A 20,095-nucleotide genomic window follows, 5' to 3' on the forward strand; every position below is an offset into this window, starting at 1 on the left:
ACTCACCAGTTGCCATCGGAGGGAGGAAGAGGATGGCCGGGCGGATGGAGCACGTAGACGATGCCCCCGCTGCCCGAGCCCCGCAGCCACACGTTCTCGAACGCGGCCCGCGGATAGACCCGGCGCACGTCGGCGTCGCTCGGCGCCGCCGGGTCGTTGACGACGACGTCGCCCCCGGCGGTGAAGCCGGTGACGACCATGATGTGCCCGTCCGTCGAGTAGCCGGAGCCGGGCAGCTCGTGCGCCTTGAACGACTGCGAGGTGACCACCGGGATCCCGGCCCGGACGAACGCCTCCAGCTCGGCCGCCGAGCGCAGCCGCGTGACGAACCCCGACAGCCCGAACCGGCCGGCGTAGGCCACGTTGAACGGCCAGTTCCCGGTGCCCTGGTAGCTGGAGTCGTAGGTGTCACGGGCCGCGTGGTCCACCAGCGGCGACGGGTCGCCCGCGCCCACCCAGGCCAGCTCCTCGGGCGCCGGGCCGAGCCCCCAGTAGCCGAGCACCATCGCCACCGCGGCCGGGCCGCACCAGTTGGCGCCGCCGCCGTCGATGTGCGGGTGGTGGCCGGCGTGCTCGTGCTGGGAGTGGCGGGGGACCGCGAGCTCGACGGCGGCCGCCCCGTCCCGGCCCGGCTCGTACGTGGCGACGACCGGGAACGGCGGCACGGCCGAGGCCATCACCCCGAGCGAGCCCATCCGGACGCCGGGGCCGCAGGGCGTCACCCGCACCTGGAACGCCGTCACCGGCCGCCGCGCCACGAACGTGTCGACAGCCACGTCACCGTCGTCGTCGCCCTGGCCGGGCACGGAGGTGCGCGGGTCGCCGTGCTCGGACCAGCGGCCCATCACGTACCACTTGGTGAGAGCCCCGGCCGCCGTCCTGGCCCGCAGCTCGATTTCCACCCACGAGCCGGGCGGGGTGCGCGCGGTCCACGACGGGACGAGCTGGGTGGCGGGGAAGCCGATCGGCACCTCGTCGCCGGTCCACGGGGGGAGCCCGCCCGGGACGCCGGTCGCGGTCCCGAAGGACACGGCCAGACGGCGGAAGGCGACGCGGGCCGGATCGACGGTGAGCACCATGCCGATTGTGGTCCCCGGCCTGGTCGCCCGCATCGGATGGTTTACGTACGCACCGCCGCCGGGGCGAGGGTCAGAGGTAGAGGCCGGTGGACTCGTCCGAGGCGTGGACGGGCACCGCCCGCCCCGAGCGGGCCGCGTACAGCTCCGCCAGCGTCGCCCCCGCCGGGCCGACCCCCTCGGAGGAGCCGAGCCAGCCGACCGCCTCGTCGCGCGTCAGCGGCCCGACCTCCAGCTGCGCCAGGCAGCGGCCGGGACGGACGACGGCGGGGTGCAGGCGGGCCAGGTCCTCGTTCGTGGTGATCGCCACCAGCACGTCCCGGCCCTGGCCGAGCAGCCCGTCGGTGAGGTTGAGCAGCCGCGACAGGCCCTGCCCGGTCTGCGACTTGGCCGCCGAGCTGATCAGCTCGTCGCAGTCCTCCAGCACGAGCAGCCGCCAGCGGTGCCGGTCCTCGTCCGTGTCGTAGCCGACGGCGACCTCCATGAGGTAGCCGGGGTCGTTGAACAGCCGCTCCGGATCCAGCACGCAGTCGACCTGGCACCACTCGCGCCACTGCTTGGCCAGCGAGCGCAGCAGCGTCGTCTTGCCGGTGCCGGGCGGGCCGTGCATGAGGATGAGCCGGCCGTGCACGTCCGCCGGGGTGACCGTCATCAGCGCGTCGAGGGAGCGGCGGACCTGCGCGGAGTAGTTGCCGCTGATCTCCTCCCACGGCTGGGCCGTGATCGGCTTCTCGGAGCGCGTCCCGCCGTGCATGCCGCGCCACCAGAAGCCCATGTCGACGTGGTCGGTCTCCGGCTCCGGCTCCACGGCGCCGTCCGTGCTCTCCTTGAGCACCGACCGGGCCAGCTCCTCGGTGACGGCGGTGACGCTCACGGTCGCGGTGCGGTTGCGGTGCCGTACGATCCGCAACGTCCAGCCCTCACCGCAGATCAGGCGCGACTCCGAGCCGTCCTGGACCTGCGCGGTGCGCACGAGCCGGCCCTCGGCCGGGCTCAGCGTGGCGTCGGGGCGCACCCGCTCCAGGTTGGCCAGGCGCGACCAGGGCTGCACGCCGGTCGCGAACGGCGACAGCGCCAGCGCGTCGATGACGTCGATCGCGGAGTCGGCGTCGTCGATCCAGATGTTCATCGGGAGGTCTGGCGACTCCGGGCTCGGGAACGGCACCTCCTTCATCACGGACATGAGGATAATGATCCACTCAGGGTGGCGGTCTGTCGAAGGGTTTTGCGATCTGGCGCCATCCCGGAGCCATACCGATATGTCATGGCGCCCGGCCCCGGAGCGGGGGGGACACCGGGGCGGGGCATATCGCCAGGTCACCGGTAACGCTGCGGACGGGCCGATCCACCGGTACCTTGTTGCGTCGGTGTTGTGTCGGTCACGTGTGCGAATGGTGGAGGTAAACCGGGGTGGCAGGGGTGACGTTCCGCGAGCGTGCGCGTTACTGGTTCGACAACACGATGTCCCGGGGGACCGCCTCGCTCGTCGGCCTGCTGGCCGTCCTGTCCGTGGCCCTGGTCGTGGCGGTCGCGGGCCTGACGCTCTGGCTGGCCCCCCACGAGCCCGAGGGCGTCGGCGGAGCCGGCGAGGTGCTGTGGGTCGCGCTCATGCACGCCCTCAACCCCGGCAAGGTCGCCGGCGACAAGGGCTCCACGGCGTACATGACCGTCATGTTCGCGGGCTCCCTCGGCGGGCTGTTCGTCGTCAGCATGCTCGTCGGCCTGCTGTCCAACGGCCTCAAGCTGAAGGTCGACCGCCTGCGCCGGGGGCGCTCGCGCATCGTCGAGAAGGGCCACACGGTCGTGCTCGGCTGGTCGGACCAGGTGTTCACGATCGTGGGCGAGCTGGTCAAGGCGCACGCCAGCCAGCCGGGCTCCGTCATCGCCGTCCTCGCCGACCGCGACAAGCTCGACATGGAGGAGGAGATCCGCGAGCACGTCGAGCTCGGGCGCACCCGGCTGGTCTGCCGCACCGGGCGGCCCACCGAGCCGCGCGACCTCGCGCTCATGAACCTCCAGAGCGCCCGCTCCGTCGTCGTGCTCTCGCCCGACGGCGAGGACCCCGACGCCCACGTCATCAAGATCCTGCTCGCGCTGGCCAAGCGGGCCGGGGCGCACCCGCCGGTCGTGGCCGCCGTCGCCGCCTCCGGCAACATCCCCGCCGCCCGCCTGGCCGGCGGGGGAGAGGTCCACCTCGTCGACGCCGACGACACCGCCTCCCGGCTCATCGTCCAGTCCTCGCGCCAGTCCGGCATGTCCGTCGTCTGCATGGACCTGCTCAACTTCGACGGCGGGGAGATCTACCTGCGCTCCGGCGCCGAGCTGGCCGGGCGGACCTACGGCGAGGCGCTGCACGCCTACGAGACGGCCAGCGTCCTCGGCCTGCGCGGGCGATCGGGCGTCGTGCTCAACCCGCCGCCGGACACCGTCATCGGCGGCGACGACCAGGTCGTCGTCATCGCCCACGACGACTCCCACGTCCGCCTGGCCACCGGCGAGCCCGTCGTCGACGAGGAGGCCGTCGTCTGCGCCCCGCCGACCGCGCCCGAACCCGAGCGCACGCTGGTGCTCAACTGGAACGGCCGGGCCGAGCACATCGTCCGCTACCTCGACGGCTACGTCGCTCCCGGCTCGGCCCTGGAGGTGGCCGCCGACCACCCCAAGGCCGGGGCGGGCCTGGACGGCCTGGCCAACCTCACGGTCAACGTCAAGGAGTGCGACACCACCGACCGCTACCAGCTGGAGGCGCTCGGCCTCGGCCTGTTCCAGCACGTCATCGTCCTGTCGGACGACCGCTTCGACCCCCACCACGCCGACACCCGCACCCTCATGACGCTGCTGCAGCTGCGCGACATGCAGACCGCGCGGGGCGAGCACTACTCGATCGTCAGCGAGATGCACGACGAGAGCAACCGCGTCCTCGCCGAGGTCACCGAGGCCGACGACATCGTCATCAGCGACACGGTCATCGGCCTGCTCCTCGCCCAGCTCGCCGAGAACCGGCACCTGGCGGACGTCTTCAGCTACCTGTTCGACTCGCACGGCTCGGAGATCTACCCCCGGCCGGCGGGCGACTACGTGAAGACGGGCACCGAGGTGACGTTCTCGACGATCATCGAGGCGGCGCGGCGGCGCGGGGAGACGGCGATCGGCTACCGGGACGCGGGCGAGCGCAACACGCCGCCGCACTACGGCATCGTCCTCAACCCGCCGAAGTCGCAGGCTCTCGTGCTCGCGGACGGCGACTCGGTCATCGTCCTCGCCGAACACTGACCACCCGATCCGAGCCGTTTGATCCCGGAATGGTGGCGAATCGACCGTAGTCGGTTAGCGTGCGGAGAGTGCGGACCATTGACTGGGTGGACGGGGCGGTCGAGCTGGTCGATCAGACGCGGCTGCCCGACGAGTGCGTCATGGTCAGGATCACCACCGTCGACCGGCTGATCGACGCGATCCGGCGGCTGGCCGTGCGCGGGGCGCCCGCGCTGGGCGTCGCCGGAGCGCTCGGCGTCGTCCTGGCGGGCGGGGACCGCGACGCCATCGCCAGGCTGCGGGCCGCCCGGCCCACGGCCGTCAACCTCGCCTGGGGTGTGGACCAGGCCGCCGCCTGGCTGCCGAAGGGCCGCGAGGCGGTCCTGGAGACCGCCCTGCGCATCCGCGACGAGGACATCGCGGCCTGCCTGGCCATGGGGGAGCGGGGAGCCGACCTGCTCACCGAGGGCCGTCCCGGCGGCGGGCTGCGCATCATGACGGTGTGCAACGCCGGCGGCCTCGCGGCCGTGGAGCGGGGCACGGCGCTCGGCGTCGCACAGACGCTGCTCGAACGCGGCCGGCTGGCCGAGGTGCTGGCACTGGAGACCCGCCCGCTGCTCCAGGGCGCCCGGCTCACCGCGTGGGAGCTGGCCCGCATGGGCGCGCCGCACCGGCTGGTCGCCGACGGCGCGGGCCCGTACCTGCTGGCGAGGGGCGGCGTGGACGCGGTGCTCGTCGGCGCGGACCGCATCGCCGCCAACGGCGACACCGCCAACAAGATCGGCACGTACGCCCTGGCGCTCGGCGCGGCGCGGGCCGGGGTGCCGTTCGTCGTGGTGGCGCCCGAGACGACGATCGACTTCGCCACTCTCACGGGCGACGGGATCGAGATCGAGGACAGGGGCGCCGAGGAGATCGTCACGGTCCGGGGGATGCGGCTGGCGCCGGAAGGCACGGACGCGGTCAACCCCGCGTTCGACGTGACCCCGCACGACCTGATCACCGCCATCGTCACCGACAAGCGAGTGATCCGTCCATAAAGCGAAATTTCGGGAAAGGCGTTCCTGCGCGGATAGGACACGTTACGCTCGGTGGTCCGTTTCGATCCCCGGAGAGTAGACGTGGCCATTGACCTCGTACTACGGCGTGATTGGGGCGCCAGAGCGCCCCGCGGTGCCTATACCCAGTTGGGCTCCACAAGAGGAGTCAAGGTCCACTACACGGGCGGACTGGTGCAGCCCGGCATCGTGGACGACCACGCCGGCTGTGTGTCGCTCGTGCAGTCCATCCAGGGCTCCCACATGGACGGGAACGGTTGGCTGGACATCGGTTATTGCGTGGATGAGGAGACAGAGATCCTCACGCAGCAAGGATGGAAATCGTACCGGGATCTGCGGGTTGGAGATGTCGCACTCACTCTGAACCATGAACATGGTGCCTCGGAGTGGCAGCCCGTGCTGGAGGTGTGTGTCTTTCCTGCCCAGCCTCGCGAGATGGTGCGGATGCGGGGGTTTTCGCATTCGTCGCTCACCACGCCTCACCATCGATGGCCGGTGGAAAGATCCCGGAGACGGACAGGGACCATCCGGCAGCGAGGACCGGCCGGGCAGTGGTTGGGCACCGGGCGTGCCAAGCGTGACGTCACCGGGTACGAGCGTCTATGGGCCACCACCGACACACTTGGCTACTGGGACAGGATTCCGCTCGCAGCGCCGTGCGTGGATCTTCCAGCAGAGCCGAAGTGGTCCGACGCTTTTGTCGAGCTCGTGGCGTGGTTCTGGACCGAGGGCCACATCATGTCCCTTCGCGGAGGGAGAGCGGCCACAAGCGCGGCTTTGTATCAGTCTTCGGTCAACGGCGCCAACGTGGCCAGGATCCGTGCCGCGCTGAGGGAAGTGTTCGGTCCCCCGAGCGAGGCATTCCCGCGCCTCGGCCGACGAACTGACGGAGTCCCACGCTGGAGAGAGACGCAGAACAGACACCTCGTGGAGTTCCATCTTTCCGCCGATGCCGGTAGGCGGCTTGTCGAAGCCGCTCCAGGCCGGGTTCCGTCGTTTGACTTCCTTCTCACTCTCACCAGGGCGCAGTTATCTCTCTTCATCGAAACCTCTCTTGCAGCCGACAACGCAGGCAAGGACAAGCTCGCGCAGAAGAGCAGAGCAGCAGCAGAGGCGTTCATGTTCGCGGTTATCCTCGCGGGTAACGGAGCCTCGCTGCGTGTGAGACCGCCCACGAACAGCTGCAAAACGGACATGTGGCAAGTGACGATCAGGAAGCAGCGGTACCTGGCTCCTCGCTCGGCGGCTCAGCGCCAGGCCAGCTTCACGATCACTCGTGAGGAGTATCAAGGAGAGATCTGGTGTCCACGGACCGACAACCAGACCTGGTTGGCGCGCCGCGACGGGACGGTCTACTTCACCGGTAACACCTACATTGCCTGTCCGCACAGGAAGGTGTTCGAGGGGCGGGGCCTGCACCACCTGCCCGCCGCCAACGGTCCTGGCCTCAACTCCGGGCACTACGCCGTGCTCGGCCTCGTGGGCAACGCCGGGCTGGTGGAGCCGCCCGACGGGGTGCTGCACGCCATCCTGGACGCCGTCGAGTACGTCCGTCAGCACGGCGACGCGGGCCTGGAGATCAAGGGGCACCGCGACGGGTACGCGACCGACTGCCCCGGGGAGCCGCTGTACGCGTGGGTGCGCCGGGGCGCGCCGCGGCCCGGCGGTGACGGCGGCGACGGTGACGGCGGCGACGGGGAGAACGGCGGCGACGGCGAGCAGCCAGAGGCGCCCCCGTTCCCCGGCCGGCTGCTGCGCTATCCGCCGGTGACACGCGGGGAGGACGTGCGCACCTGGCAGCAGCAGATGAAGGCCCGCGGGTGGGACCTCGACGTGGACGGCGCGTACGGGGCGGCGTCGCGCGACGTCTGCCTCCGCTTCCAGCGCGAGCAGGGGGTGGACGCGGACGGCGTCGTCGGCCCGGTCACCTGGCGCCTGGCCTGGGAGGCCCCCGGCTCCTGACCGGCCCACCGGGGCGGCCGGGCGTTTCGCTGGGGGACCCCTGGGGTTACCCGGTTCGCGGCGTTCCGCCTACTATCCGAATCATGGACCTGGCAGCCGGTTTTCCCGCGACCACTCGCGACGACTGGCGGGCGCTCGCGCTCGCCGTCCTGCGCAGGTCGGGGGTGGAGGCCGCGTCCCCGGAGGAGGCCCTGTCCGGCCCGACGTACGACGGGGTGACGCTCTCCCCGCTGTACGACGCCGACGACCTGCCGGCCGCCCCGCCCTTCGACCGCGCCGCGCACGCGGCGCGGGCCGCCGGGGGCTGGGACGTGCGGCAGCGCCACGCCGTCCCCGACCCGGAGGCCGTGCTGGCCGACCTGGAGAACGGCGTCACCTCGCTGTGGCTGGCCGTCGGCGACGGCGCGATCCCCGTGGGCGAGCTGGGCCGGGTGCTGAAGGGTGTCCACCTCGACCTCGCGCCGATCACGCTGGACGCCGGTCACCGCACCGCCGAGGCGGCCGAGGCGCTGCTCGCGCTGGCCGCCGAGCGCGGCACCCCCGCCCGGGGCAACCTCGGAGCCGGTACGGCCGGCGGCCGTGACACCGCCGTGCGGCTCGCCCGGCGGTGCGCCGCCGAGTTCCCGGGGCTGCGGGCCGTCACCGTGGACGCCACGCCGTACCACGACGCGGGCGGCGGCGACGCCGACGAGCTGGGCTGCTCGATCGCGCTGGGCGTCGCCTGCCTGCGCGCGCTCACCGACGCCGGGCTGAGCGTCGAGGAGGCGTTCGGGCAGCTGGAGTTCCGCTACGCCGCGACCGACGACCAGTTCGCCACGATCGCCAAGCTGCGGGCCGCGCGCCGCCTGTGGGCGCGCATCGCCGAGCTGTGCGGGGTCGAGACGGGCACCCCGGCGGCCGGGGCGTCCGGGGCGCAGCTCCAGCACGTGGTGACCAGCTCCGCGATGATGACCGCGCGGGACCCGTACGTGAACATGCTCCGCACCACCGTGGCCTGCTTCGCCGCCGGGGTGGGCGGGGCCGACGCGGTCACCGCGCAGCCGTTCGACGCCTGCCTGGGGCCGCCCGACGCGTTCTCCCGCCGCATCGCCCGCAACACGCAGGCGCTGCTGCTGGAGGAGGCCGGGGTCGGCCGGGTGGCCGACCCCGCCGGCGGGTCCTGGTACGTCGAGCGGCGCACGGCCGACCTGGCCGAGCGGGCCTGGGAGTGGTTCCAGGACATCGAGGCGGCGGGCGGCATCGACCCGGCGGCCGGCCTGGTGGCGCGGCGGGTCGCCGCCACCCGCGAGCGCCGCGCCGCCGACGTCGCGCACCGCCGCTTCCCGATCACGGGCGTCAGCGAGTACCCGCAGCCCGGCGAGAGGCCCCCGCGCCGCCCCCGGCGGGACGGCCCGTGGCCGGCCTCCTCCCGGGAGGGGACTCCCGCGGGTCTGCCGGTGATCCGGTACGCCCAGGAGTTCGAGGAGCTGCGTGACGTGGCCGACGCGCTGCCCGAACGGCCCAAGGTGTTCCTCGCCACGATCGGCCCCGTCGCCGCCCACTCGGCCCGCGCCGCGTTCGCCGCGAACCTCTTCCACGCCGGCGGGCTGGCCACCGAGACCGCCGGGCCCGGGGCGGAGCCCGACCAGATCGCCACGGCGTTCGCCGTCAGCGGCACCACCGTCGCCTGCCTGTGCTCGACCGACCGCCTGTACGCCCAGCACGCCGAGGCCGTGGCCGCCGCGCTCAGGAAGGCTGGTGCGCGCCTGGTCTGGCTGGCCGGCCAGGGCTCGTACGACGGCGTGGACGCCTGCCTCCACACCGGGTGCGACGCGCTCGGCGTGCTCCGCACGACCTTCGACGTCCTGGAGGTGGCCCGATGATCCCCGACTTCACCGGCGTGCCGCTGGAGGGCAAGGCGCCGCCCGAGGCGTCCCCGCCGGCGGAGGGGCGGGTGTGGGAGACGCCCGAGGGCATCGGCGTCCGGCCGCTCTACACGGCCGCCGACCTCGACGGCCTCGACTTCCTGCGCACCTACCCGGGCGCGGCCCCGTACCTGCGCGGCCCGTACCCGACCATGTACGTCAACCAGCCGTGGACCATCCGCCAGTACGCGGGCTTCTCCACCGCCGAGGACTCCAACGCCTTCTACCGGCGCAACCTCGCGGCCGGTCAGAAGGGCCTGTCGGTGGCGTTCGACCTGGCCACGCACCGCGGCTACGACTCCGACCACCCGCGCGTCGAAGGCGACGTGGGCATGGCCGGGGTGGCGATCGACTCGATCTACGACATGCGGCAGCTCTTCGACGGGATCCCGCTGGACCGCATGTCGGTGTCGATGACCATGAACGGGGCCGTGCTGCCCGTCCTGGCGCTCTACATCGTGGCGGCCGAGGAGCAGGGGGTGGAGCCGGAGCAGCTCGCCGGGACCATCCAGAACGACATCCTCAAGGAGTTCATGGTCCGCAACACCTACATCTACCCGCCGGCGCCGTCCATGCGGATCATCTCGGACATCTTCGCCTACACCAGCGAGAAGATGCCGAAGTTCAACTCGATCAGCATCTCCGGCTACCACATCCAGGAGGCCGGGGCCACGCTCGACCTGGAGCTCGCCTACACGCTGGCCGACGGCGTGGAGTACCTCCGGGCCGGCATCGCGGCCGGCATGGACGTCGACCGGTTCGCGCCCCGGCTGTCGTTCTTCTGGTGCATCGGCATGAACTTCTTCATGGAGGTCGCCAAGCTCCGCGCCGCGCGGCTGCTCTGGGCGAAGCTGGTGTCCGGCTTCGGGGCGACGAACCCGAGGTCGCTGTCGCTGCGCACGCACTCGCAGACGTCCGGCTGGTCGCTGACCGCGCAGGACGTCTTCACCAACGTCGCCCGCACCTGCGTCGAGGCCATGGCCGCCACGCAGGGCCACACGCAGTCGCTGCACACCAACGCGCTGGACGAGGCGCTCGCGCTGCCCACCGACTTCTCCGCCCGCATCGCCCGCAACACCCAGATCCTGCTCCAGCAGGAGTCCGGCACGACCAAGGTCATCGACCCGTGGGGCGGCTCCTACTACGTCGAGCGGCTCACCCACGATCTGGCGGAGCGCGCCTGGGCGCACATCGAGGAGGTCGAGGCCGCCGGCGGCATGGCCCGCGCCATCGAGGCGGGGCTGCCGAAGCTGCGCATCGAGGAGGCCGCGGCCCGCACCCAGGCCCGTATCGACTCGGGCCGCCAGCCGGTCATCGGCGTGAACAAGTACCGGCCCGACGCCGACGAGCCGATCGAGGTGCTCAAGGTCGACAACAGCGCCGTACGGGCCAGCCAGCTCGACAAGCTGCGCCGCCTGCGCGCCGAACGCGACTCCGAGGCGGTGGGCCGCGCGCTGGAGGCGCTCACCGAGGCCGCGGCCGACCCCCGGCCGGGGCTCGACCACAACCTGCTCAAGCTGGCCGTCGACGCGGCGCGGGCCAAGGCCACCGTGGGCGAGATCTCCGACGCGCTGGAGCGGGTCTTCGGGCGCCACGCCGGTCAGATCCGTACCATTTCCGGCGTGTACCGCGACGAGGCCGGCCCGGCCGGGAACATCGAGCGGGTACGGCAGGCGTGCGCCGACTTCGAGCGCGCCGAGGGCCGCCGCCCGCGCATCCTGGTGGCCAAGATCGGCCAGGACGGCCACGACCGGGGCCAGAAGGTGATCGCCACGGCCTTCGCCGACCTGGGGTTCGACGTGGACGTCGGTCCGCTGTTCCAGACGCCGGAGGAGGTGGCGCGGCAGGCGGTGGAGGCCGACGTGCACATCGTCGGCGTGTCGTCGCTGGCGGCCGGCCACCTGACGCTGGTGCCGGCGCTCCGGCGGGCCCTGGCGGACCTGGACGCCTCCGACGTCATGATCGTGGTGGGCGGGGTGATCCCGCCGGACGACTTCGCCGCCCTGCGAACCGCCGGGGCCGCGGCCATCTTCCCGCCCGGCACCGTGATCGCCGACGCGGCCCTGGACCTGCTGAACGACCTCCGCGAGCGCCACGCGTAGGTGTTTCCCGGGCCGGTCGGACGGGTGGGACTGAACAGGACGTCGTCGTACGGCCGGCGTGACGTCCGGCCGCGGGTGGGGAGGCGCCCCTCTACGGCTGCCGGCAGAACGTCACGGACAGCGAGCGCTGGCGGCTCACCGGGGTGGTGATGCGCAGCGTGACCAGGTGGGTGCCGCCGTCGGCCGCCAGGGTGCGGGGCGCGTTCAGGACGAGCCGGCCGTCCGGGGCCACGATGGTCGTCGCGCGGCCGGTGACGCGCCCGTCGACCATCCACACGTAGCCGAACGGAAGCTGGTCGCCGGCGCGCTCCACCAGCGCGGTCAGAGCCACGTGGTCACCGGCCCAGCAGGTGCCCTCCCTGGTGCCGACGGCGCGCACGTACGTGAGGGTGAGCCGTCCCGTCACCGGACCTGCGGTGGGAGAGTCGGTGCCGTCGGGATCGGCGGAGCGGGTGGTGACCGGGTCGGCGGTGCCGGGGTGGGCCGGGGCGGGGGTGCGGGTCCTGGTGGGCCGCTTGCGCGACGGGGACGGCGACGCGGTGGGGGAGGTGCTGGAGGAGGTGCCGACCAGGCTCTGCGACCTCGGCTGCGGTGAGGAAGGGGTCAGCCAGACGATGGCCGCCCCCAGGGCGAGCGCGGTCAGGCCGGAGGCCGCGGCGATGACCATCGTCTTGCCGCGCCGCCTCCGTGGCGCCGCGGGGGCCGGCTTCCCGCCGGGCTCCGGCTGCCGCTCCCCGGCCATACCCGGCCCGGCCACCGAATCGTCCTGGGACCAGGAGTCACGTCGGGGTCCTTCCTGGGACCACGGCTCGCGCCGGGGTCCGTCCTGCGGCCAGGAGTCACGCCCGGCTCCGTCCTGCGGCCAGGAGTCACGCCGGGCTTCGTCCTGGGGCCGCGGGCCGCGTCGCGTTCCGTCCTGGGGCCACGGGTCCTCGGGGCCTCCGTCGGCCGGCCACCGCTCACCATGATCGGCGGTACGGGCCCACGAGGCCGCCTGCGCGACACCCGTCCCAGCGGAACCGGCCGCGCCCGTGGCGGGTGCGTTCTGACCCCATGTGCTCGGGCCGGACGCGCTCGGGCCGGACGCGCTCGGGCGGGGCGCGCCCGGTGCGGCCGAGGGCTGGGGGGTGTCGAAGGAGTGGTCCTGGGTGGTGGCGGCGGGTGGCCAGACGGGGGCCTGAGGGCCCGTCACCGGGCGGACCGGGTCAGTGGACTGGGAGATCGGCTCCTGCCGGACCGCGGTCTGCGGCGCCGTGTGCCACGCGTCCCCGTGCGTCCCGTGCGGGTCCGTACCGGGAGAGCCCGGCGAGCCGGCGGAGACCGGAGAGCCGGGTGAGCCGTGAGAGCTGGATGAGGACGCAGGGTCGCCGAGGAGGTGGAGCAGGACCTCGTGCATGGTCGGGCGCCCGGCCGGGGCCTTGGTCAGGCAGCGGGCCACCGCCGCGCGCAGCGGCTGCGGCAGCTCCCCGAGGTGCGGCTCCGCCCGCAGGATGCGGTTGATCACCGCGGGCAGCGAGTCGTCGCCGAACGGCGGCACCCCCGTGGCCGCGAAGACGATCACCGACCCCCACGCGAACACGTCCGCCGCCGGCCCCACCGCCTGTCCCGCGAGCTGCTCAGGCGCCATGTACGCGGGGGTGCCGACCACGTTGCTGGTGGCCGAGAGCTTGGAGTCGAGCGCGCCCGTGACGCCGAACCCGATCACGCGCGGCCCCCCGGGCCCCAGCAGCACGCCGGCCGGCTTGAAGTCGCGGTGGACGAGGCCCGCCCGGTGGATCGCCGCGAGCGCCGTGGCGGTGGCGACGGCGAGCCGCTGAAGCTCCGCGCCCGCCTGCGGTCCCGCCTGCTGCAGCGACGGCCCGTCCACGTACTCGCTCACCACGTACGGCCGGCCGCTGACGGACGCGTCGAGCACCTGGGCGACGTTGACCGGGTCGACCTGGCGGGCGGCGGCCATCTCCCGGGCCAGGCGGTCGTCGCCGGCGAGTCCCTCGTGCAGCACCTTGACAGCCACCGGAGCGCCGTTCGGCGCCTGGGCGAGATAGACGACGCCCTGGGCGCCGGCGCCGAGACGGCCGGCGAGCCGGTAGCGCCCCACCGATGCCGGGTCGCCCTCGCGCAGGGGTTCGACATGGGGCATGAGGGGAGTGACTCCTGTGACGGGTGGGACGACTACGCTCTGCACCTTAGCGTCAAAAGTTATGACTTGGCGGGAGTTAAGCTGATCAAACGGGAAACTCCTAGCAGGTTGGGCCGGCAGGGGCAGGGAGGGCGCGTGCGGTCGCTGGAGGACTACGCCGAGGGTGTGCGCGACGGCTCCCGCACCTGGACGGCCCGCGCGATCACGCTGGTCGAGTCCACCCGGCCCGACCACGCCGCCCTTGCGCAACGCCTGCTGGTGGAGCTGACCCCGCTGTCCGGCCGGGCGCGCCGCGTCGGGGTCTCCGGCGTGCCGGGTGTGGGGAAGTCCACATTCGTGGACGCCCTCGGCACCATGCTCACCGGACAGAGTCACCGGGTCGCCGTTCTGGCCGTGGACCCGTCCTCGACGCGTACGGGTGGCAGCATCCTGGGCGACAAGACCCGCATGTCGCGCCTGGCGGCCGACCCGGCCGCGTTCATCCGGCCCTCGCCCACCTCCGGAACCCTGGGCGGCGTCGCCAAGGCCACCCGGGAGGCCATGGTCGTCGTCGAGGCGGCCGGGTACGACGTCGTCCTGGTCGAGACCGTGGGCGTGGGGCAGTCGGAGACGGCGGTCGCCGACATGGTGGACACGTTCCTGCTGCTCACGCTGGCCCGTACCGGAGACCAGCTGCAGGGCATCAAGAAGGGCGTGCTGGAGCTGGCGGACGTCATCGCGGTGAACAAGGCGGACGGCGAGCACGCGACGGCGGCGCGCAAGGCGGCGCGCGAGCTGGCCGGGGCGCTGCGCATGCTGCGCTCCGACAGCACTCCGCCGCCCGTGCTGACGTGCAGCGGGCTCACCGGCGACGGGCTGGCGGAGCTGTGGGAGCACGTGCTGGCGCACCAGGAGGGCCTGGACCTGGACGACAAGCGCCGCCGCCAGCAGGTGGGGTGGACGTGGACGCTGGTGCGCGACCGGCTGCTGTCGGAGCTGCGTCACGACCCGCGGGTCGCGGCCATCGCGGAGGAGGTGGAGAAGGAGGTCCTCGCGGGCACCCTCACCCCGTCGCTCGCCGCCGACCGCCTCCTGTCCGCCTTCACCCGTCCCCGATCAGCCCCTGAACGCTCCTGATCAGCCCCTGAACGTCGCTCGTCGCCGTGCCACGCCTCGTCCGCCGGTCATCGCAGGGCTCGGGGCTACGCTGGACGGCGATGGACATCAAGGCGCTGCTCCGGGACCATCCCGGCTGGCTGGACCACCTGGAGTCCCTCGGCGGCATCGACGTGCAGTTCCCCCGCGATCCCGTCGCCGAGCTGCTGCGGCTGGCCGTCCCGCACGAGGACGTCAACGGCGTCGTCTCCACCCTGCCCGAGCGCGGCACCCCGCAGTGGTGGCTGGTCGAGCGGTGCGTCCACTCGCTCGTCGCCGCGATGGGCCTGGTCGAGCGCGGCCCCGCGTTCCCCGACCGGCTGCCCCCTGAGCTGGGCCCGTACGTGTTCACGCACGTCTTCCTGGGCGCCCTGCCGTACACGAGGGGCTACCACCGGGAGCGCGGCGTCCCCGAAGCGGTGTCGTGGGCGACGTTCACCGACCTGGGCCGCACCATGGCCGCCCACCGCAGGCGCCACGGCGGGCCCGGCCTGCACGCGCCCTGGTGGTTCGCCCTGCACGCCCGCGGCCTCATGTACGACCTGGGCCGCCTCCAGTTCGAGCGCACCCGTCTGGGCCGCACCACCGCCGAGGGCGTCTCCCGGGCCGGGCTGCCCGTCGCCCCGGGAGACGCCGCGCTCGCCGTGCACGTCCCCGACTCCAAGGGGCCGATGACGCCCGAGGCGTGCGACGCGGCGTTCGCGCGGGCCCGCGCCTTCTTCGCCCGGCACTTCCCCGAGGAGCGCCCCCGGGTCGTCACCTGCCACTCGTGGCTGCTGGACGACCAGCTCGCCCGCTACCTGCCGGCCGGCTCCAACATCGTCGCCTTCCAGCGCCGCTTCCACCTGCTGCACCGGTTCGAGGGCAGCGACATGCTGGCGTTCGTCCTCGGGGCCGACGCGTACGGGCCGGAGCTGCCGCGCCGCACGCGGCTGGAGCGGGCGATCGCCGACCACCTCGCGGCTGGCGGCACCTGGTACGGCCGCGCCGGCTGGCTGCCCCTCTGACTCCCCGGTCCTACCGATCTTCTGTCCGCCTGTGCTAATTTTTGGCCATGCGGTCAGAAAACAAGCCGAGCGGCCAGAAAGCGCGGTCGTTCATCGAGGAGGCGCGGCGGGACCAGATCGTCCGCTCCGCCGTCGAGGTGATCGCCGAGGTGGGCTTCGCCCGCGCGTCGCTCGCCCGGATCGCCCAGCACGCCGGCATCAGCAAGGGCGTCATCTCCTACCACTTCGCCGGCAAGGAGGAGCTGATGGAGGAAGTGGTCACCCGCGTCTACACGCAGATCGCCGAGTTCGTCGTCGCTCGGATGGAGGGCGCCGAGTCCGCCACCGACCTGCTCAGGACGCACGTCCTGTCCGTGGCCGAGCACATGCGGTCCAACCGCGTCCAGCTCCGGGCCCTCGGTGAGATCTTCACGAACCTGCGCGCGGCCGACGGCACTCCCCGCTACGGCGTCCTGACCAGCGACGAGCTCTACCAGGCGCTGGAGGGGATCTACCGCCACGGGCAGGAACGCGGGGAGTTCCGCGTCTTCGACGTCCGCGTCATGGCCGTCACCCACCAGGCGGCCGTGGACTCCATGTTCGCCTACTGGCAGGCCCACCCGGACCACGATCTGGACGCCCACGCCAGGCAGCTCGCCGACCTCCTCGAAAGGGCCTGCACATGACCACCGAGACCCGATCCGCCACCCGCCTGTTAGCGGTCGACAACCTCCGCGTCGTCCTCACCGCGCTCGTCGTGATCCACCACGTGGCCGTGACCTACGGCAACATCCCGGTGTGGTTCTACGTCGAGCCCGCCCGCGACCCCTCCGGGCTGGCCCTCGACATCCTGGTCACGCTGAACCAGGCGTTCTTCATGGGCTTGTTCTTCCTCGTCTCCGGCTTCTTCAGCCCCGGCTCCCACGACCGCAAGGGCGGGCGGGCGTTCGTCCGCGACCGGCTGGTCCGGCTGGGGATTCCGCTGCTCGTCTTCCTCGTGCTGCTGCGCCCGCTGGTCACGCTGCCGCAGTACCTGGCCCAGGGCCGGGACATGTCGTACGCCGAGTTCTACCTGCGCACCTGGGACCCGGGGCCGATGTGGTTCGCCGAGGTGCTGATCGTCTTCGCGCTGGCGTACGCGCTGTGGCGGCGCATGCGCGCCGGGCGGGAGGGCGACCGGGAGGGCGCGCCGGAGGGCAGGCCCGAGGTGACGGCGCGGCAGTCGCCGCCGAGTGTCCGGTCGCTCGCGCTGTTCGCCGCCGGGCTCGCCGCGGTCACGTTCCTGTGGCGGCTCGCGGTGCCCACCGGCACGTACGTCCCCTTCCTCGGGCTGCCCAGCCCCGACTACCTGCCGCAGTACGTGGCGATGTTCGCCGCCGGCGCCGTGGCCTTCCGGCGCGGCTGGTTCGAGAGCCTGCCGCGCCGTACCGGCCGCCTGGGCTTCGTCATCGCGGCCGTCGCGGTGGCCGTGCCGCTGCCGCTGTCGGTGCTCACCACGGGCGCGCCGTCCTGGGCCGCCACGGCGCTCTGGCAGTCGTTCTTCGCCGTGGGGCTCATCGCCGGTCTCGTGGTGCTCTTCCGGGAGCGCTTCGACGGGCAGGGCCCGCTCGGCCGGTTCCTGTCGGCGCACGCCTACACGGTGTACGTCGTCCACCCAGTCGTGCTCGTCGGCGTCGCCGTGGCGCTGCGCGGGCTGGAGGCGGCGGCCGTCGTCAAGTTCGCGCTGGTGACCGCCGTCTCCCTGCCGCTGTGCTGGGGGCTCGCCTACCTCGTCAGGTCGATCCCCGGCGCCAGGCGCGTCCTGTAGGGGCCGTCCTCATGGTTGGTCGTAGAAGGCGTCGAGGACGTCGCCGTGGCGCTCCTCGACGGCCTTGCGCTTGATCTTCAGGCTCGGCGTCAGCTCGCCCGACTCGACCGTGAAGTCCTCGCCCAGGATGACGAACTTCTTGATCGTCGCGTAGCTCGCCTCTCCCGCGTTCACCTGGTCGATCGCCCTGCTCACCTCCTCGCGCATCCGCGGGTGCTCCCGCAGCTCCGCGGGGTCGGCGGGCAGGCCCTCGGACTCGGCCCAGGGCCTGACGACCTCCATGTCCAGCGTCACCAGCGCCGTGCAGTAGTTGCGCCGGTCCCCGTGGACGAACACGTGCGACACGTACGGGCAGGCCGCCTTGACCCGGCCCTCCAGGTACGTCGGGGCCACGTACTTGCCGCCCGAGGTCTTGATCAGCTCCTTCTTGCGGTCGGTGATGGTCAGCCGGCCCTGGTCGTCGAGCTCGCCGATGTCGCCGGTGCGCAGCCAGCCGTCCTCCAGCGCCTCCGACGTCTCCTTCGGCAGCCCGTGGTAGCCGCGCATGATGCCCCGGCCGCCGATCAGCACCTCGCCGTCGTCGGCGATGCGCACCAGCGTCCCCGGCAGCGGCGGGCCGACCGTGCCGAACTTCACCGACTCCGGCCGGTTGAAGAAGCTGCCCGCCGAGGACTCGGTCAGCCCGTAGCCCTCCAGGATCGTCAGCCCGGCCGCGTCGAAGAACTCGGCCATGTCGCGCGACAGGGGCGCGGAGCCCGAGATGAAGAAGCGGATCCGGCCGCCGAACCGTTCGCGCAGCTTGGCGAACACGAGCCGGTCCGCCAGCGCGTACTCGACCCGTGTCGTGAGCGGCACGGCGGCGCCGCGCTGGCGCGCCCGCACCACCCGCAGGCCCGTCTGGCGGGCCCACCGGAAGATGCGCAGCTTGGCCCCGCCCTCGCGCTGCACGGTGGCGGCCACCGTGTTGTGGATCTTCTCGAAGATGCGCGGCGCCGCGGCCATGAACGTCGGCCTGAGCACGCCCAGGTTCTCGGCGATCCGGTCGAGCCGGCCGTCCACCGCCGTCGGGACGCCGATGTCGATCATCACGACCTGGAGCAGCTTGCCGAACGAGTGCGACAGCGGCAGCCACAGGAAGTGCAGGTCCTCCTCCGAGATGATGCCGAGCTCGCGGACCGCGCCGCCGGCGTACAGCCAGTTGTCGTGGGTCAGCTCCACGCCCTTGGGCCGGCCGGTCGTGCCGGAGGTGTAGATGAGCGTCGCCAGGTCGTCCTGGCCGATGGCGTCGACCATCGCGTCGTAGTCGCCCTCGCCGCTCAGCGAGTCGAGCCGCACCACCCAGCCGTCCTGGTCGGGGGTGCCGTCGATGACGACCACGTGCTTGACGTCGGGCAGCTCCTCGCGCACCGACCTGACCTTGGCCACCTGGTCGTCGTCCTCGACGATGACGATCGTGCTGCCGGAGTCGGTGATGACGAACGCCGACTCGGCGGCCGTGTTGGACGGGTAGATCGTGGTGGTGGCGGCGCCCGTCGACAGCACCGCCAGGTCGGCGAGGATCCATTCGATGCGGGTGGAGCTGAGGATGGCCACCCGTGTGCCGGGGCCCGCGCCGATCTGCGCCAGGCCGAGGGCCAACCGGCGGACCCGCTCGCCCACCTCCCGCCAGGACAGCGAGGCCCAGCCGTCGTCCGACGGCGTCCGGTACGCCTCGGCGTCAGGGGTGGCGGCGATCCGGTCGCGCAGCAGGGAGGGAATGCTCGACATGCCTGTCCTCCTGGGTGTGATGCAGCCGACTCTAGGCGGAGCGCACCGCGCGAGTCGACAGTCGTGATCGTCCCGTGTCGGTGCGGGCGACGGCGACGGGACGCGGGGGCGGGGCGGGCGGCGCGGGGGAGGGGACCGCGATTGACGATGGGGGATCAAGACGGCGATAGTGGGACAGGTGGCAGCCCCCCGGATGATCTCCTGCGTCCTCGCCCTGGCGACCTTGACGCTCGGCGCCTGCTCAGCCGCCACTCCCCGGCCCTCGGGCGGCCAGCCCGTGGTCAGCGGCGTGGGCGGCGGCTCAGGAACCTCCTCCTCCGGCGCCCCCTCCTCCGGCACCGCGACGGGCCCCTCCCAGACCGCCGCGCCCAGCGCGTCCGCCCTCGACCCCGCCGCGTACAAGACGGAGCTGGCGACGCGGCGTAAGGCCATGGCCGGCGCCCTCGACTCCATGGTGGCGGCGCGGAAGCCCAAGACCCTCGGCCAGCGCGCCCAGCGGGCCACCGAGGCGATCGAGGACGGCGCCGCCGCGCTGGCCGCGGTCACCCCGCCCGACCAGGTGCGCGCCCAGCACGACGCGTACGTGGCGAGCCTGCGCGACTTCGCCACCGCGCTCGGCGGCACCGCCGGCAAGGTCGGCAGCCGCGACCTGTGCACCTCCTCGGCCGCCCTCACCGACGTCGGCGGCGCGCTCAAGGCCCTGGACCAGGCCGGCCAGGCCCTGCAGCAAGCGGGCGACTACCCGGCCGACGTGGTCACCGTGAAGGCCGGCGCCAAGAAGACCCGGCGCCTCGGCAACGGCACGTTCATCCGCCGGAGCACCCTGAACGGCCGCAGCTCGCTGCAGATCGACAACGGCGGCACCCGCGACGCGGTCGTCACCATGGTCAAGGGCGGCTCGAAGACG

General features: G+C 72.8%; 14 protein-coding genes. 10 read left to right on the top strand and 4 right to left on the bottom strand.

The annotated features are described in order from the left end of the window. Positions 1–2: 2 nt before the first annotated feature. Both ABZS51_RS31900 and ABZS51_RS31905 read right to left on the bottom strand, forming a co-directional pair. Complete coding sequence (locus tag ABZS51_RS31900; protein WP_355448768.1) at positions 3–1,079, bottom strand: C39 family peptidase; 1,077 nt, start codon at positions 1,077–1,079, stop codon at positions 3–5. 70 nt (positions 1,080–1,149) lie between these two features. Further along, entirely contained in the window at positions 1,150–2,259 is a 1,110-nt protein-coding gene (locus ABZS51_RS31905; RefSeq protein ID WP_355448771.1) for a DUF5925 domain-containing protein, read from the bottom strand. A gap of 236 nt (positions 2,260–2,495) precedes the next feature. Here ABZS51_RS31905 and ABZS51_RS31910 point away from each other — a divergent pair, with 236 nt between their 5' ends. The 5 genes from ABZS51_RS31910 (at position 2,496) to scpA (ending at position 11,354) form a co-directional block, all read left to right on the top strand. Beyond that, positions 2,496–4,349: a potassium transporter TrkA gene (locus ABZS51_RS31910; protein WP_355448774.1), complete on the top strand. Its 1,854-nt coding sequence runs from the start codon at positions 2,496–2,498 to the stop codon at positions 4,347–4,349. Between the two features lie 68 nt (positions 4,350–4,417). Further along, on the top strand, positions 4,418–5,368 hold the full coding sequence (gene mtnA, locus ABZS51_RS31915; protein ID WP_355448777.1) for an S-methyl-5-thioribose-1-phosphate isomerase: 951 nt from the start codon (positions 4,418–4,420) through the stop codon (positions 5,366–5,368). Between the two features lie 1,221 nt (positions 5,369–6,589). Then, positions 6,590–7,348 carry a peptidoglycan-binding domain-containing protein gene (locus ABZS51_RS31920; protein WP_355448780.1) on the top strand — a complete coding sequence of 253 codons (759 nt, stop codon included), beginning with the start codon at positions 6,590–6,592 and terminating at the stop codon, positions 7,346–7,348. A gap of 83 nt (positions 7,349–7,431) precedes the next feature. Beyond that, a complete protein-coding gene (locus ABZS51_RS31925; RefSeq protein ID WP_355448783.1) occupies positions 7,432–9,210 on the top strand; it encodes a methylmalonyl-CoA mutase subunit beta in 1,779 nt (592 codons plus the stop codon). Continuing rightward, positions 9,207–11,354: a methylmalonyl-CoA mutase gene (gene scpA / locus ABZS51_RS31930; protein WP_355448786.1), complete on the top strand. Its 2,148-nt coding sequence runs from the start codon at positions 9,207–9,209 to the stop codon at positions 11,352–11,354. Before ABZS51_RS31925 ends, scpA begins: the two co-directional genes overlap by 4 nt. Positions 11,355–11,445: 91 nt before the next feature. Here the strand turns inward: scpA and ABZS51_RS31935 are convergent, their stop codons facing one another. Next, positions 11,446–13,494, bottom strand: a complete 2,049-nt coding sequence (locus ABZS51_RS31935; RefSeq protein ID WP_355448789.1) for a protein kinase — start codon at positions 13,492–13,494, stop codon at positions 11,446–11,448. Positions 13,495–13,629: 135 nt separating this feature from the next. Between ABZS51_RS31935 and meaB the strand changes: the two genes are divergently transcribed. From meaB to ABZS51_RS31955, 4 genes are all read left to right on the top strand, one after another. Next, a complete protein-coding gene (meaB, locus tag ABZS51_RS31940) occupies positions 13,630–14,610 on the top strand; it encodes a methylmalonyl Co-A mutase-associated GTPase MeaB (RefSeq protein ID WP_355448792.1) in 981 nt (326 codons plus the stop codon). An 80-nt stretch (positions 14,611–14,690) separates the two neighbouring features. Next, complete coding sequence (locus tag ABZS51_RS31945; protein ID WP_355448795.1) at positions 14,691–15,635, top strand: acyltransferase domain-containing protein; 945 nt, start codon at positions 14,691–14,693, stop codon at positions 15,633–15,635. A 47-nt stretch (positions 15,636–15,682) separates the two neighbouring features. Then, entirely contained in the window at positions 15,683–16,300 is a 618-nt protein-coding gene (locus tag ABZS51_RS31950) for a TetR/AcrR family transcriptional regulator (protein ID WP_355448798.1), read from the top strand. Continuing rightward, positions 16,297–17,421 carry an acyltransferase gene (locus ABZS51_RS31955; protein ID WP_355448801.1) on the top strand — a complete coding sequence of 375 codons (1,125 nt, stop codon included), beginning with the start codon at positions 16,297–16,299 and terminating at the stop codon, positions 17,419–17,421. Before ABZS51_RS31950 ends, ABZS51_RS31955 begins: the two co-directional genes overlap by 4 nt. Positions 17,422–17,430: 9 nt before the next feature. On the opposite strand, the gene ABZS51_RS31960 is transcribed toward ABZS51_RS31955, so the two are convergent. Continuing rightward, positions 17,431–19,188, bottom strand: coding sequence for a long-chain fatty acid--CoA ligase (locus ABZS51_RS31960; protein WP_355448804.1), 1,758 nt, complete (start codon positions 19,186–19,188; stop codon positions 17,431–17,433). Positions 19,189–19,366: 178 nt separating this feature from the next. On the opposite strand from ABZS51_RS31960, the gene ABZS51_RS31965 reads away from it, so the two are divergent. Continuing rightward, positions 19,367–20,095: hypothetical protein (locus ABZS51_RS31965; RefSeq protein ID WP_355448807.1), on the top strand; the 729-nt coding region annotated here is incomplete at its 3' end.

Source organism: Nonomuraea sp. NPDC005501, from assembly GCF_040605905.1.
Classification (GTDB): Bacteria; Actinomycetota; Actinomycetes; order Streptosporangiales; family Streptosporangiaceae; genus Nonomuraea.